Origin of the sequence: Streptomyces sp. NPDC005202 (genome assembly GCF_040608235.1) — a bacterium.
GTDB lineage: Bacteria > Actinomycetota > Actinomycetes > Streptomycetales > Streptomycetaceae > Streptomyces.
In genome coordinates this window covers 1-13,513 of the sequence record NZ_JBEXHW010000043.1, presented here as the reverse complement: position 1 = coordinate 13,513, position 13,513 = coordinate 1, and the positions used below count along the sequence as shown (strand labels likewise).

At 68.4% G+C, this 13,513-nt stretch carries 12 protein-coding genes; all 12 read left to right on the top strand.

Translation table 11 applies throughout. The features are described 5' to 3' along the window. Positions 1–56 precede the first annotated feature (56 nt). The 12 genes from ABZV31_RS34360 (at position 57) to ABZV31_RS34305 (ending at position 13,433) form a co-directional block, all read left to right on the top strand. Positions 57–1,127, top strand: coding sequence for a DUF917 domain-containing protein (locus ABZV31_RS34360; RefSeq protein WP_355900773.1), 1,071 nt, complete (start codon positions 57–59; stop codon positions 1,125–1,127). Further along, positions 1,114–2,724 (top strand): hydantoinase/oxoprolinase family protein, encoded by a 1,611-nt coding sequence (locus ABZV31_RS34355; RefSeq protein WP_355900772.1) that lies wholly within the window; start codon positions 1,114–1,116, stop codon positions 2,722–2,724. Before ABZV31_RS34360 ends, ABZV31_RS34355 begins: the two co-directional genes overlap by 14 nt. Further along, entirely contained in the window at positions 2,721–5,009 is a 2,289-nt protein-coding gene (locus tag ABZV31_RS34350; RefSeq protein WP_355900771.1) for a xanthine dehydrogenase family protein molybdopterin-binding subunit, read from the top strand. Before ABZV31_RS34355 ends, ABZV31_RS34350 begins: the two co-directional genes overlap by 4 nt. Next, a complete protein-coding gene (locus ABZV31_RS34345) occupies positions 5,006–5,926 on the top strand; it encodes an FAD binding domain-containing protein (RefSeq protein ID WP_355900770.1) in 921 nt (306 codons plus the stop codon). Before ABZV31_RS34350 ends, ABZV31_RS34345 begins: the two co-directional genes overlap by 4 nt. Next, positions 5,923–6,411 carry a (2Fe-2S)-binding protein gene (locus ABZV31_RS34340; protein WP_355900769.1) on the top strand — a complete coding sequence of 163 codons (489 nt, stop codon included), beginning with the start codon at positions 5,923–5,925 and terminating at the stop codon, positions 6,409–6,411. The genes ABZV31_RS34345 and ABZV31_RS34340 overlap by 4 nt, the downstream gene beginning before the upstream one ends. Before the next feature lie 305 nt (positions 6,412–6,716). Then, the gene (locus ABZV31_RS34335; protein WP_355900768.1) at positions 6,717–7,598 is read left to right on the top strand and encodes a xanthine dehydrogenase family protein subunit M; all 882 of its coding nucleotides are present in this window, start codon (positions 6,717–6,719) and stop codon (positions 7,596–7,598) included. A 67-nt stretch (positions 7,599–7,665) separates the two neighbouring features. Next, positions 7,666–8,148: a (2Fe-2S)-binding protein gene (locus tag ABZV31_RS34330; RefSeq protein WP_355900767.1), complete on the top strand. Its 483-nt coding sequence runs from the start codon at positions 7,666–7,668 to the stop codon at positions 8,146–8,148. Between the two features lie 81 nt (positions 8,149–8,229). Next, positions 8,230–10,632: a xanthine dehydrogenase family protein molybdopterin-binding subunit gene (locus tag ABZV31_RS34325; protein WP_355900766.1), complete on the top strand. Its 2,403-nt coding sequence runs from the start codon at positions 8,230–8,232 to the stop codon at positions 10,630–10,632. Positions 10,633–10,737: 105 nt separating this feature from the next. Beyond that, entirely contained in the window at positions 10,738–11,646 is a 909-nt protein-coding gene (locus ABZV31_RS34320; RefSeq protein WP_355900765.1) for a MoxR family ATPase, read from the top strand. 55 nt (positions 11,647–11,701) lie between these two features. Next, positions 11,702–12,715 (top strand): VWA domain-containing protein, encoded by a 1,014-nt coding sequence (locus ABZV31_RS34315; RefSeq protein WP_355900764.1) that lies wholly within the window; start codon positions 11,702–11,704, stop codon positions 12,713–12,715. Positions 12,716–12,779: 64 nt separating this feature from the next. Then, positions 12,780–13,238 (top strand): NUDIX domain-containing protein, encoded by a 459-nt coding sequence (locus ABZV31_RS34310; RefSeq protein ID WP_355900763.1) that lies wholly within the window; start codon positions 12,780–12,782, stop codon positions 13,236–13,238. 18 nt (positions 13,239–13,256) lie between these two features. Beyond that, positions 13,257–13,433 (top strand): hypothetical protein, encoded by a 177-nt coding sequence (locus ABZV31_RS34305; RefSeq protein ID WP_355900762.1) that lies wholly within the window; start codon positions 13,257–13,259, stop codon positions 13,431–13,433. The last annotated feature ends 80 nt before the right edge of the window (positions 13,434–13,513 follow it).

The following is a 13,513-nucleotide window of genomic DNA, read 5'->3' as shown; positions in this document are numbered from 1 at the left end:
CCTTTTGTGCTCGACGTCAATGAACCCGGGAATGTGAGAGCCCTAGGTTCGATGCCGTGCTGTTGGACACGGCAAACATCGAGGCGTTCGCGCTGGGCTGCGCGATCCTGAGCGCCGGCGGCGGCGGAGACCCCGGCATCGGGCTCGTCATGGCCCGCCACGCCATCGCCGAAAGCGGGCCGGTCGAGATCATCGATCCCGACGCGCTGGATCCCGAGGCCCTGATCATGCCCTGCGGGCTGATCGGCTCACCCACGGTCGCCCAGGAGCGGGTGTGGAGCGGCGAGGAGGGCGCGCAACTGGTGGCTGCTGTCGAAGGCAGCACCCACTCCCCGGTCAGCGCGATGATGTGCTATGAGATCGCCGGGGTGAACGGCCTGCTGCCGGTGATGTGGGCATCCCGGCAGGGGAAGCCACTGCTCGACGCCGACGGCATGGGACGGGCGTTCCCCGAGATGCAGCAGCAGGCGATGCATATCGCCGGCATTGCCGCGAGTCCGGCCCTGCTGACCGATGGCCGGGGCAATGTGATCGTCGTCAACGCGGCCGGGAATCGGGATGCCGAACGCCTCGTCCGCAGCTGTGCCGCCACGTTCGGTGGGACCTGCGCCGGAGCCCTGTACACCATGCCCGCCCGTTCCGCCGCCAAGGCCGCGATCCGTGGATCCGTCTCCAAGGCCCTCCGGATCGGTCAGATGATGACAAAACGCCGCAGCGGATGGCCGGAAGCCCTGGCTGACGAAACCGCCGGCCGTGTCCTGATCGAGGGACGGGTCACCGAGATCGAGCGGCGGACAGGCGCCGGATTCAGCCGCGGTCATGCGGTCGTCGACGGCACCGGCGCCTGCTCAGGGCGGCGACTGCGCCTGGAACTGCAGAACGAGGTGCTGGTCGCTCTCGAGGACGGCGAGGTGCTCGTCACGGTCCCGGACATCATCGCCATGCTCACCCTCGCGGACGGCCACCCGGTGGGTACCGAGCGGTTGCACCACGGGCAGCGGGTCGGAGTCGTGGCCCTCCCCGGACCCGACGTGTGGCGAACCGAAGAGGGCCTGCAAGTGGTCGGTCCGAGGTCGTTCGGATACGACGTGGATTACGTACGGGGAGTCACCGGTGCCGACCACTGAAGAGCTGCGACTGGGCGTCGACGTAGGCGGCACCAACACCGACGCGGTGGTCGTCGATTCGGCGGGGACGCTGGTCGCCAAGGTCAAGATCCCGACCACGGACGACTTGTGCGCCGACGTCGAACAGGGGATCGCGCGGTTGCTCGAGGATCCGGCCGTCGATCCCATGCGGGTCCGCTGCGCAACGCTGGGTGCCAGACGCGCGACCCACGCGATCCGGACCGCCTCGGGCCTGCGCCGCGTCGCCGTCCTGCGCATCGGCGCCCCGCTCACTTTCGCGATACCGCCGCTGGTGGCCTGGCCGCCGGAGCTGCGCCGCGCAGTTCACGCCGGCAGCGCGACGGTCGCCGGTGGATGCGAGTTCGACGGCGAACCGCTCGCGGCCCTTGACGAGGCGGGGATTGTCGCGTTCGCGTCCGCGGTCGGCTCCGGTGCCGCTGCAGTCGCCATCACGTCCGTGTTCTCCCTGGTGAACCCGGCGGACGAGCTGCGGGCAGCTGAGATCATGCGCCGGGAACTGGGGGACATCCCCATCTCGATGAGTCACGAGATCGGCGTCATGGGGCTGGTGGAGCGGGAGAACGCCACCGTGCTCAACGCTGCCCTCTCCGGCGTAGCAGCCGAGGTCGGGCGCTCGTTCCAGACCGCGGTCGAGCGGACCGGCCTTGAGGCGGAGTGCTACATCACCCAGAACGACGGCACCCTCATGGCACTGGAGTACTCGCTGCGGTTCCCGATGCTCACCATCGGCAGCGGCCCGGCGAACAGCATGCGTGGTGGTGCGCACAGCAGCGGAGTCACCGACGCCATCGTCGCCGACATCGGAGGCGCGACGACCGCGGTCGGACGGCTGGTCAACGGCTTTCCCTGGGAATCGCTGCCGCCCAATTCGATAGGCGGTGTCGACACCAACTTCCGGCTGCCGGACGTGCTCAGTATCCCGGTCGGCGGTAGCTCCGTCGTCCTGGGCGCGGCAGAGCAGTGGGCGAACGGACGGATGAACGTCGGCAGCTCACTGGTCACCGAAGCGCTCTGTTTCGGCGGATCGACACCCACCATCACGGATGCGGCCGTCGCCGCCGGGCGCGCCACGACGGGCACCTGCCCCGTCCCGGCCAAATGGCACGCCGGCCTGGCCCAGCACTTGGAGCTGTGGGACGGATTGCTCGCCGAAGCCGTCGACCGGGTCCGGCTGGGGGCCGACGATCTCCCCCTGATCGTGGTCGGCGGAGGCGGCGACATCGCACCGGACAGCTTCTCCGGCGTCCGCGAAGTCATCCGGCCACCGCACTTCGAGGTCGCGAACGCACTCGGCGCCGCCATCGCCCCGGTCAGCGGGCACGCCGAGCGGATCTGCGCGAGCCGTCCCGACCGGCTTCGGGCGGCCGTGGACGAGGTCTCGACAGAAGCCGTGGGGCGGGCCATCCAAGCCGGCGCCGACCCGGCACATGTACGGGTCGTCGACGTCGAGGAGATCCCGCTGACATACCTCCGCGACCCCGCGGTCCGGATCAGGGCTCGGGCGGTAGGACCTCCCGTGACCTTCACCCCAAAGTCATCAGGAAGCGCAGAACGAGCCAGGAGGCACTTGGCATGACCTCGCTCATCGGCCAGAAGTTCGTCCGAGGGGACGGGCTGGAGAAAGTGACCGGTCAAGCCCGGTACACCGCTGACTTGGCGTTCACCGGCCTGCTGCATGCCAAGTTCTTGTACGCCGAACGGGCGCACGCCCGGATCGTGGACATCGACACCACTGCGGCGCGCGCCATGCGCGGGGTACACGCCGTGGTCACCCAGGCCGATGCCCCGATGGTGCGGTATGGCATGTTCGTCAAGGACCGGACGCTGTTCGCCCATGAGGTGGTCCGGTTCGAGGGCGAGATCGTGGCCGCCGTCGCGGCCGAGACCCCGGAGCAGGCCGAGGCCGCCTGCGCCGCGATCCGCGTGGTCTATGAGGATCTCGACCCGATCCTCGACGTCGAGGAGGCTCTCAAGAGTTCCTCGCCGCTGGTGCACCCGGACTGGAAGAGCTACCAGACGCAGAACGGCGTGGAGCGGGGCCCGAACGATTGCGGCCATATGACATCGGTCAAGGGGGATGTCGAGGCGGGATTCGCCGAAGCGGACCACATTCTGACCGAGACCTACCAGAGCGACATGGCACACGCCGTCCCGATCGAGCCGCATGCCGTCGTCGCGCAGTGGCAAGGTGACAAGGTCACGATCTGGAGCACAAGCCAGGTGCCGTTCCCTGCCCGCGCCGGCGTGGCGGAGACGCTGCAGATCCCGCAGAGCAAAGTACGGCTCGTGGTTCCGCACCTCGGCGGAGGATTCGGCGGGAAGTGCGACTTCCACTTCGAGGCCCATGTGGCACTGCTGGCCAGGCAGGCCCGGCGACCGGTCCGGCTCGTCTTCACGCGCCGCGAGGAGTTCGTCGCAACGGACAAGGTGCGACACGCGTCGAAGATCGAGCTGACCACTGGCGTCAAGGCGGACGGGACCATCACCGCCCGGCGCGCGCGGATATTGCTGAACTCCGGCGCGTACTGCGGAGACGCACTGTTCACGACGGAGATCGGCCTGATGATGGTGGCCGGGCCCTACCGGGTGCCGAACCTCCACGCCGAGGTGCACACCGTCTACACCAACCGGACCCCGGCTGGCAGCGTCCGCGCCCCCGGCGGGCCGGAGACCTGCTGGGCGGTGGAGCAGCACACCGACGAACTCGCCAGGCGCGTGGGATTGGATCCGCTGGAGTTCCGCCGCCGCAACCTCGTCCAGGCCGGAGACACAGGTCAGACCGGTCAGCGGTTCATCAGCTCAAGTGCGAAGGAGTGCCTGGAGCGCGCGGCGGAGATCGCCGGGTGGCCCGGCAAGGACCTCGCTCCCGGCGAGGCCCTGGGGATCGCGGTGGGCTGGTGGTTCAGCCTGCCCGCGAGCTCCGGTGCGTACGTGAAGCTCAACGCCGATGGAACGGGCACGATCGTCACCGGCGCGCAGGAGAACGGCAGCGGCTCGGTGATGGGCCTGGCCACGCTTGCCGCCGAGGAACTCGGCATGCGGCCCGACCAGTTCTCGATCGTCTACCAGGACACCGAGTCCGGACCTTTCGACCTTGGCAGCGCCGGCAGCCAGACCACGTTCAACAACGGACGGGCGGTGATCGAGGCCGCCGGAGAGGTCCGCACAAAGCTCCTGCGCAAGGCGGCCGAGATGCTGGAGGCCGCTGAGGAGGACCTTGAACTCGTCGACGGCGCTGCCCGCGTCCGCGGCGTTCCGTCCAAGGCGCTGCCGATCGCGAGCGTTGCGGCGGCGTCGCAGACATCGTCCCTGCTGATCGGCAGCGGCTCGGGCAACCCGCCATCACTGCCCGAGCACGACCTGAGCGGTTGTGGGGGCCGGCTCGGGTACTCCGCCTTCCTCGCGCCCTCCTTCTTCTGCCACATCGCCAGGGTCCGCGTCGACGAGGAAACGGGCACCGTCTCGGTGCCCGAAGTGACCGCCGTGCACGAGTTCGGCCGCGTCCTCAATCCGCTCGGCGCTCAGGGCCAGGTCGAGGGAGGGGTGATCCAGTCCATCGGCATGGCGGTGCTGGAGGGCAGCCAGTACGACGGCGGCCGCCAGCTCAACCCCGGCCTGCTCGGCTACAAGCTGATCACCGCCGCTGACGCTCCCCGAGTCAACGTCGAGTTGCTCGAGGACCCCGTTGACCACGGGGGACCGCACGGTGCGAAGGCGGTGGGCGAACCGCCAGTCGTCGGCACCGCCGCGGCGATCGGCAACGCCATCGCGGCAGCGGCCGGCACCCGGGTCCGCGCCCTGCCCATGACGGCCGAACGAGTGTGGACGGCACTTCACGAGCAAGAAGGAGAGCTGGCATGAGCCGCTATTTCGCGCCCACCACCGCTGCGGAGGCCGCCGCGCTGCTGGCTGAGCACGAGGGCGCGCGCGTGGTCGCGGGAGGCACCGACCTGGTCGTGGCCGCCAGAGGCGGCAAACACCGGATGCCCGAGGTGCTGATCGCCATCCACGGCGCGACCGACCTGGCTTCCCTGGTGGAGAACGAAGACGGTTTGCGCCTGGGAGCGCTGACGTCGCACGCGTGGATTGAACGATCACCTCTGATCGGCTCCCATTGGTCCGCGCTGGCCGACGCGTCCGCCCTGGTCGGCTCACCTGCCACCAGAGCCAACGGCACACTGGGCGGCAACCTGATGAACGCCTCGCCCGCGATGGACACCGGTGCCCCGCTCCTCGTCTTCGAGGCCGACGTCGAACTGCTGAGCCTTCGCGGGACTCGCACCGTGCCGGTCGCGGATCTGCTGGCCGGACCCGGCCGCACCACGGCAGAGCCCGACGAACTGCTCACCTCCGTGCGCCTGCCGGATCTGCCCCCCGCGACGGGGAGTGCGTATGTCCGTCTGGAACACCGGCGCGCGATGGAGATCGCGGTCGTCGGCGCCGCCGCGCTGGTCACACTCGGGGACGACGGCCGGGTGGCCAACTCCCGGATCGCACTGAGCGCGGCAGCACCCACGTGCGTGCGGGCGCGCGAGGCCGAAGACCTCTTGCGCGGACTCCGGCCGGACTGCGCCTCCTTCCGCGACGCGGCGGCACTCGCGACCGGGGCCGTACAGCCCATCACCGACGTCCGGGCGAGCGCCCGGTACCGCCGGGCGATGATCTCGGTCGTCGTGAGCCGGGCGCTGGCGGTTGCCGTCGCGCGCGCCGCGGGCACCGACATCGCCGTCCCCGCCAACCGCAATCTGCCCACGGTCACCGCCGGGAGTACAGGATGAAGTATCCGCTGAATGTGAGGGTCAACGGCGTCGAAACGTCGGTGGACGTCGAGCCGCACCGATCGCTGCTGAACGTGCTGCGGGAGGACATCGGCCTGACCGGGCCGAAGGAGGGGTGCGACGACTCCGAGTGCGGCGCATGCATGGTGCTCGTGGACGGGCGGCCGGTGAACTCCTGCTCCTATCTCGCCCTGCAGACCGACGGGCGGGAGATCACGACCATCGAAGGTGTGTCGGAGCCCTCCTGCCCGCACCCGATCCAGCAGGCGCTGCTGGAGGAGGGCGGTGTGCAGTGCGGCTTCTGCACACCGGGCATCGTGATGTCCGCCAAGGCCCTGCTGGACGCCAACCCGTCGTGCGACGAGGACGAGGTCCGGCTGGCGCTGGGCGGAAACCTGTGCCGCTGCACGGGCTACCAGAAGATCGTCCGGGCCGTACTGCGGGCAGCTGAACAGCTGCAGGACCGGGCCGGCACGACTGGATAGCCAAGGGCAAACCGCAGCAAACCCACCCAAAGTCCCCCGAGCGCACCGTCTCGGGGGACTTTGCAACGTGCCCTGCGTACGGCGACAGTGACGTCGCTCACGGCCGACAGGGGGAACGCCTTGTGCAGATCAGACAAGTGGCCTTCCCAGCTTCGGCTGAACGCCTAAAGATGCAATGTCGCCGGGCCACTAATCTCGCAGGTCATCAGCTCAATCCGGTCCGGCGGGCCCCTGTCGAGTGATGTACGTGAGCTCGCCTGAAAGCTTCCGAATCCGAGCGCTCGCAACCTGGGAGACCACCACCCATGAAGCCACCTCCGTTCAAGTACCACGCCTGCCGAACGATCGATGAGGCAGTCGGCATCCTCGATTCCGACCCGGACGGCTCGAAGGTGCTGGCTGGAGGCCAGAGCCTTGTTCCCGTGCTGAATCTCCGGCTGGCCGCTCCTGACAACCTCGTGGATATCAACTCCATCGAGGGTCTGGACTACATCCGTGTCCAACCGGATCATGTGGCGATCGGTGCGGGGACACGACAGTACGTCGTGGAGCGCTCCGACCAGCTCCACTCGGTGCTGCCCGTGGTGCGGGAGGCGCTTTCCCATGTCGGCCACTCGCAAATCCGCAACCGCGGCACGGTCGTCGGGAGCATCTGCCACGCGGATCCCGCCGCCGAAATGCCGGCGGTTTTCCTGACCGTCGGCGGTGAGGTGACCGCCCGCAGTGCCGCGGGAACCCGCACCATCGGCTCGGACGACTTCTTCGAGTCCTATCTCACCACCGCGCTCGAACCCAACGAGATTGTCACTCAGGTGAAGTTCGACATTCCGAGCGGGCGGACCGGGTGGTACTTCGAGGAGGTCGCCCGGCGCCATGGCGACTTCGCCATCCTCGGCGTGGTGGCCCTCGTCTCGCTCGAGGGTGACACCGTGAGCAGGGCGCGGATCACCATTTTCGGCGGGGGTGCCACCCCGCTTCGGATGACCGCCGCCGAGCAGTTGATCACTGGCGCGAAGGCCGGTGACATCGGCGGTGACCTCCTCGAACGTGCGGCGAGCGAAGCCTCAGCCGCGGTGCGGCCGACCGACGACATCCACGCCAGCGCGGACTACCGGCGCCACGTCGCGGGACTGCTGACGAAGCGGGCCATCACCCGGTCACTCGAACGTGCGGGATCTCCCGCGTGACCACCTCGCGCACGGCGCACAGCCCGCTCGCGATGTCCGACCAAGGCGAAGGAGAAGCACCATGGCAATGAGCTCGAAGCAAATCGTGGAGCTGAATGTCAACGGCATTCCGCACCAGCTGCTGGTCGAGCCGCGGAAGACGCTCGCTGACGTTCTCCGTGACGATCTCGGCCTCACCGGCACCAAACTCGGTTGCGAACACGGCGTCTGCGGGGCGTGCACCGTCCTGGTCGACGGCCGTGCCATCCGGGCCTGCCTGATGTTCGCCGTCCAGGCCCAGGGATCAGAAATCACCACCGTCGAGGGACTCGCCTCGGACGGCGAACTCGACCACATCCAGAAGGCTTTCGCGGAAAACCATGGCCTGCAGTGCGGATACTGCACGCCCGGGATGCTGATGACCGCGCACGCCTTCCTCGCCGAGAACCCGGAGCCCACTCGGGAGCAGATCTGCGAGGGGATGAACGGAAACCTCTGCCGGTGCACCGGCTACCAGAACATCATCAAGTCGACCGCGGCAGCCGCGGCAGCCGCGAAGGCGGCGAAGTAGGAAGTCCGGTTTTCATGACCGCAATTCCCCCGGTGCAGAGCAGGGCGACGGCAACACCTTCCGGCGAGAGGAAGAGCTCACATGTCTGAAACGTTGGACCTCAGGGAACAGGCGATCCGGAAATGGGGAAGCGACAACCGCGCGATCCGTAAGGGAAAGTGGATCGGAAAGCCGGCCAGGCGTCTTGAGGACCCGCGGTATCTGACGGGCGCTGCCCGCTACGTGGCGGACCTCGAACTGCCCCAGATGCTGCACGCCGTGTACGTCCGCTCCCCCCACCCGCACGCCCGCATCGTCTCCATCGACAAGTCCGTGCTGCCAGGGCTCGGCAAGACCGTGTTCGCCTTCACGGGCGAGGACCTGCGCGATGTGCCGCCGCTGATCGACCACGTCGCGCTCGACAACCTCCTGAGGACTCCCCAGCCGGTCATCGCGATCGGCAAGGTCCGGTTCGTCGGCGACGCGGTGGCGATCGTCCTCGCAGCGGACCGCTACGCGGCGGAAGACGCGGCTGAGCTGCTCGGCTCCGCCGTCGAATACGAGGAGCTGCCGCCGGTGCCGAATGTGGCGGCCTCCGGTGCGTCGGACGCCGCGCTGCTGTTCGAGGAACTCGGCACGAACGAGATCTACCGCGAGGCGATCACGCACGGCGAGGTCGACGAGGCGTTCGCCAAGGCCGACCGCGTGTTCAGTGCCCGGTTCGACCACAACCGCTATATGGCGGCACCCATGGAGACCAGGGGTGTGCTGGCCAACTACGACCGGGCCGACCAGCAGCTGACCGTCTGGTCCTCGACCCAGATGCCGCACTTCCTGCGCTCGGTGATCGCCGGCCAGCTGGGCCTGCCCGAGAACAAGGTCCGGGTGATCGCGCCCGAGGTCGGTGGCGGGTTCGGCATGAAGATGTGCACGGTGCCCGAAGAGATCGCCATTCCGTTCATCGCGACCCAGCTCGGGCGTCCGGTCAAGTGGATCGAGGACCGGCACGAGCACCTCATCGCGGCCACGCACGCCAAGCAGCAGTCCATCAACCTCGAGGTCGCCGTCACCAACGACGGCAAGGTGCTCGGTGTCCGCGGAGAGTTCGTCGGTGACGGCGGCGGCTACTCCTTCAACACCGAGAGCGCGCTGATCGAGCCGGCGCTGGCCGCGAAGGCGCTGCCCGGCCCGTACCGGATCGAGAACTACCGGGAGGAGGTCGGCGCCTTCCTGACCAACAAGAGCCCCGTCGCGGCGTACCGCGGAGTGGGCTGGACCGCCGCGAACACCGCGCGGGAGCTCCTCTTCGACGAGGCCGCGCGCGGCCTCGGCATCGACCCGGCGGAGTTCCGCCGCCGCAACATGCTGCGCTCCGACGAGCTGCCGTACCTCTCGTGCACCGGTCAGGTCTACGACAGCGGCAGCTACCTGGAGTCTCTCGACAAGGCCCTTGAGGCCGTGGACTACCAGGCGTTCCGCCAGAGGCAGGAGGAACTGCGCAAGCAGGGCCGCTACATCGGTCTGGGCATCAGCTCCTATGTGGAGCAGACCGCGTGGGGCAGCGAATCCTCGGCCCAGGCCGGAACACCGCTGCCGTCGCACGACAACGCCACCGTCACCGTCGATCCGTCGGGCAAGGTGACCGTCGCGGTCAGCGTGTCCAGCCACGGCCAGGGACACGAGACCTCGCTCGCCCAGATCGCCGCCGACGGCCTCGGGGTGGACATCAAGGACGTCGTGATCCTGCACGGCGACACCTCGAACACGCCGTACGGCCTGGGCACCTACGCCAGCCGCAGCGCGGTCATCGGCGGTGCCACCGTGGCCAGGGCCGCCGCGGACGTCCGCGAGCAGATCCTGCAGGTGGCCGGGAAGATGCTCGAGGCCAGCCCGGAGGACCTGGTGATCGAGGACGGGAAGGTCTCCGTCGCGGGCACCCCGTCGCGGTTCAAGACCCTGGCCGATGTGGCCTACGCCGCGCACTGGGACTCCGAGGTGCGCAACAGCGAACCGCTGCTGTCGGCCACCCGGTTCTATGACCCGCCGGCCAACTACGCCAACGGCTGCGTCGTGGCGCTGTGCGAGGTGGACGCCGACACCGGCGTGGTCACCCTGGACCGCATCGTCGCGGTCGAGGACTGCGGCATGGTGATCAACCCCATGATCGTGGAAGCGCAGGTGCACGGCGCCATCGTCCAGGGACTCGGCGGCGCGATGCTCGAGCACCTGATCTACAGCGACGAGGGCCAGCCGCTCACCACGACCTACATGGACTACCTGGTGCCCACGTTCTCCGATGTGCCGCCGATCGAGGTGATCAGCATCGAGACGCCGTCTCCCTTCACCGTGGGCGGTATCAAGGGTATGGGCGAGGGTGGCCAGATCGCCGCTCCCGCCGCCCTGGCCAATGCGGTGGCGGACGCTCTCGCCCCGTTCGGAGCCCGCATCGAGAAGCTGCCGATCACGCCCGACTACGTGCTGCGGCTGATGGGCAAGATCGGCTAGCCGGAGAACGCGGCGAGTGCACAGCAATTGCAATCGAGCAAAGTCGGTGCCGGGGTTGCCGAGGCCGAGGTCACGGCAACCCCGGCATCAGCCGGAGGGGCAGCGATGAGCATCGAGCAGCACCAGGGCGGCGGGCCGTCCGGTCTTCCGTTCGACACCGTCGACGAAGTGCAGGAGGTCCTGCGCGGCCGCAACTACCTGGCGGGGCGTGGCTTGGCTACCGCGATCCTGCTCTCCCTCAAGATGGGCCGGCCACTGCTGCTCGAGGGTGAGGCCGGGGTCGGTAAGACGGAAATCGCCAAGACACTCGCCGGTGTCCTCGATACCGAGCTCATCCGCCTGCAGTGCTATGAGGGCATCGACGCCTCGCAGGCGCTCTATGAGTGGGACTACGGACGTCAGTTGTTGTTCGCCCGCGCCCTGCAGGACGGCGACGTCGATGCCGCGGACCGGGTACGGCAGCTGTACGGCCCGGACTTCCTGCTCGCCAGACCGTTGCTCCAGGCCATTCGGGCCGAGAAGCGGGTCGTACTGTTGATCGACGAAATCGATCGGGCCGACGACGAGTTCGAGGCCTTCCTGCTGGAGGTGCTCTCCGACTTCACCGTGACCGTTCCCGAACTGGGCACGATCCGGGCGGTGTCACCGCCCGCGGTGATCCTCACGTCCAACCGCACCAGGGAACTGCACGACGCGCTCAAACGGCGGTGCATGTACCAGTGGATCGAGTTCCCGGAGCTCGAGCGGGAGGCGGAGATCGTGCGGCTGCGGGCCCCGAACGTGTCGGAGCCACTTGCTCGCTCCGTCGTCACCGCCATCGCGCGCCTGCGCGAGCTCGACCTGATCAAGCGGCCGGGCAGCGCGGAAGCGATCGACTGGGCCAATGCGCTTGCGCTGCTCGGAGCTGAGGCCGTCACCAGTGAAGAGGGTCGCCTGACGCTCGGCTGGGCCATCAAGAACCAGGACGACATGCGCCTGGTCGAACCGCGACTTCACGAGCTCCTCAGTGAGTGACCCGGTAGAGCTCGCCACCCGTTTCTGCAGGGTGTTGCGTGCGGAGGGCTTGGCCGTGGGCACCGGCCAGATCATAGACTTCTGCCGCGCTGCGGCCGAACTCGGAGAGCTCTACTGGGCAGGCCTGGCCACGCTGGTCAGCGATCGGGAGGAAATCGCTGTCTATGACCGCGTCTTCCGGGCCTTCTTCAGCGGCCATGAGTCCATGTCCATGCCCGAACCGCAGCCGGACGCTCCAGCCGTCATGCGGACCGCGCACACCGCGGGGCTGGCCGACCCGTCCGATGAGGACGCCGACCAACAGGTGGCCATGGCCAGCCACGTCGAGCTGCTGCGAAAGAAGTCCTTCGCCGACTGCACCGAGGACGAGCTCCACGCGTTGTTCGCGGCCGGCGCTCGCCTGCCGGTGGCCACCCGGCGTTCCCGGCGGTACCGGGCCGCCCGCAAGGGGTCACCCGACCTCCAGCGCACTCTGCGGGCCTCCTTCCGTACCGGAGCGGAGCCGGTACGCCGTGCGTGGCGTGTGCGCAGGCTCCGCCCCCGCAGGGTCGTCCTCCTCCTCGATGTCTCCGGTTCGATGGCGGCCTACTCGCGCGCGCTGCTCTTCTTCGCCCACGCCGGAGTGCGAGCGCAGCGGGGATGGGAGGTGTTCTGCTTCGGTACCCGGCTCACGCGCGTGACGCGCGAGCTGGCGCAGGGCACGCCGGATGAAGCGCTGCGACGGGCCGCCGACGAAGTCGTCGACTGGGACGGTGGCACGCGTATCGGCGAGTCCCTCAAGCGCTTCCTCGACGGATACGGCCACGGCGGTCTCGCCCGAGGGGCGTGGGTGGTCGTTTGCTCGGACGGGCTCGAGTTCGGTGACCCGGAGCTGCTCGGACAGCAGATGCTGCGGCTGTCCCGCCTCGCCCACCGAGTGGTGTGGCTCAACCCCCTCAAGGAGGACCCGGCGTACGAGCCGCTCGTACGCGGAATGCAGGCCGCACTGCCCCACATCGATGTCTTCTCCAGTGGACACAACCTCGCCGGCCTGGTCGAGGGATTGGCCGGGGCGCTTGGCCCACGATGACTTTCCTCGGTCCTTCAGGCCCTGTCCGGCCGATCCATGTCTGACAGAATTGCGGGCGTGCTGCATGAAAGATGTGAATGATGACGTGGTGGACACCAACGGTGGTCAGCGGTCGACGATCACCGTGGTGGCAGCGGCGATCGTAGAGCAGGGGCGGCTGCTCTTGGTCAGTAAGAAGGTCGCTCCAGAGATCTTCTATCTGCCTGGTGGCAAACCCGAGGCGGGGGAGAGCGCCGAGGAGACACTCATCCGTGAACTTGATGAAGAGCTCGGTGTGACTCCCACCAGTCTCACCCTGTTGGGCGACGTCGAGGATGTCGCCGCGATCGAAGGCGTGCCGATGCATATGACGGTTTTCAGGGCCGAGATCGACCAGGTCCCTCGGCCGGCCGCCGAACTGGCTGACCTGCGATGGATCAACCGCAGCGACGAGCACGCACCAATGCTCGCTCCAGCGGTACGGAACCACGTCCTTCCTCTCCTCGTCCGATCAGGCTTTATGCCAAGCCCGGGAAGTCAGTGAACCGCTGTGGGTGGGTCTGTGGTTGCGTCCTGGGAAGTGGTGTACGGGTTCCGCCTGATCCGGGGCGACTACGAGACCCTGCCCGCCATGCACGAGGCCATGGTGCTGTGGTCCATGACCATGCTCATGAGCAGCCGCCTGGCCGGGCGCCGCCCGGGCGCCTTCATCCCACGGCGGCCGGCGCCGTCCCCGTGACCGCGGTGAACACGTTCGGCCGTACCTCTGTGGCCCAGCCCCGGGCGGCCAGCCGCTTCACCCGCGAGCGCACCCCCTCC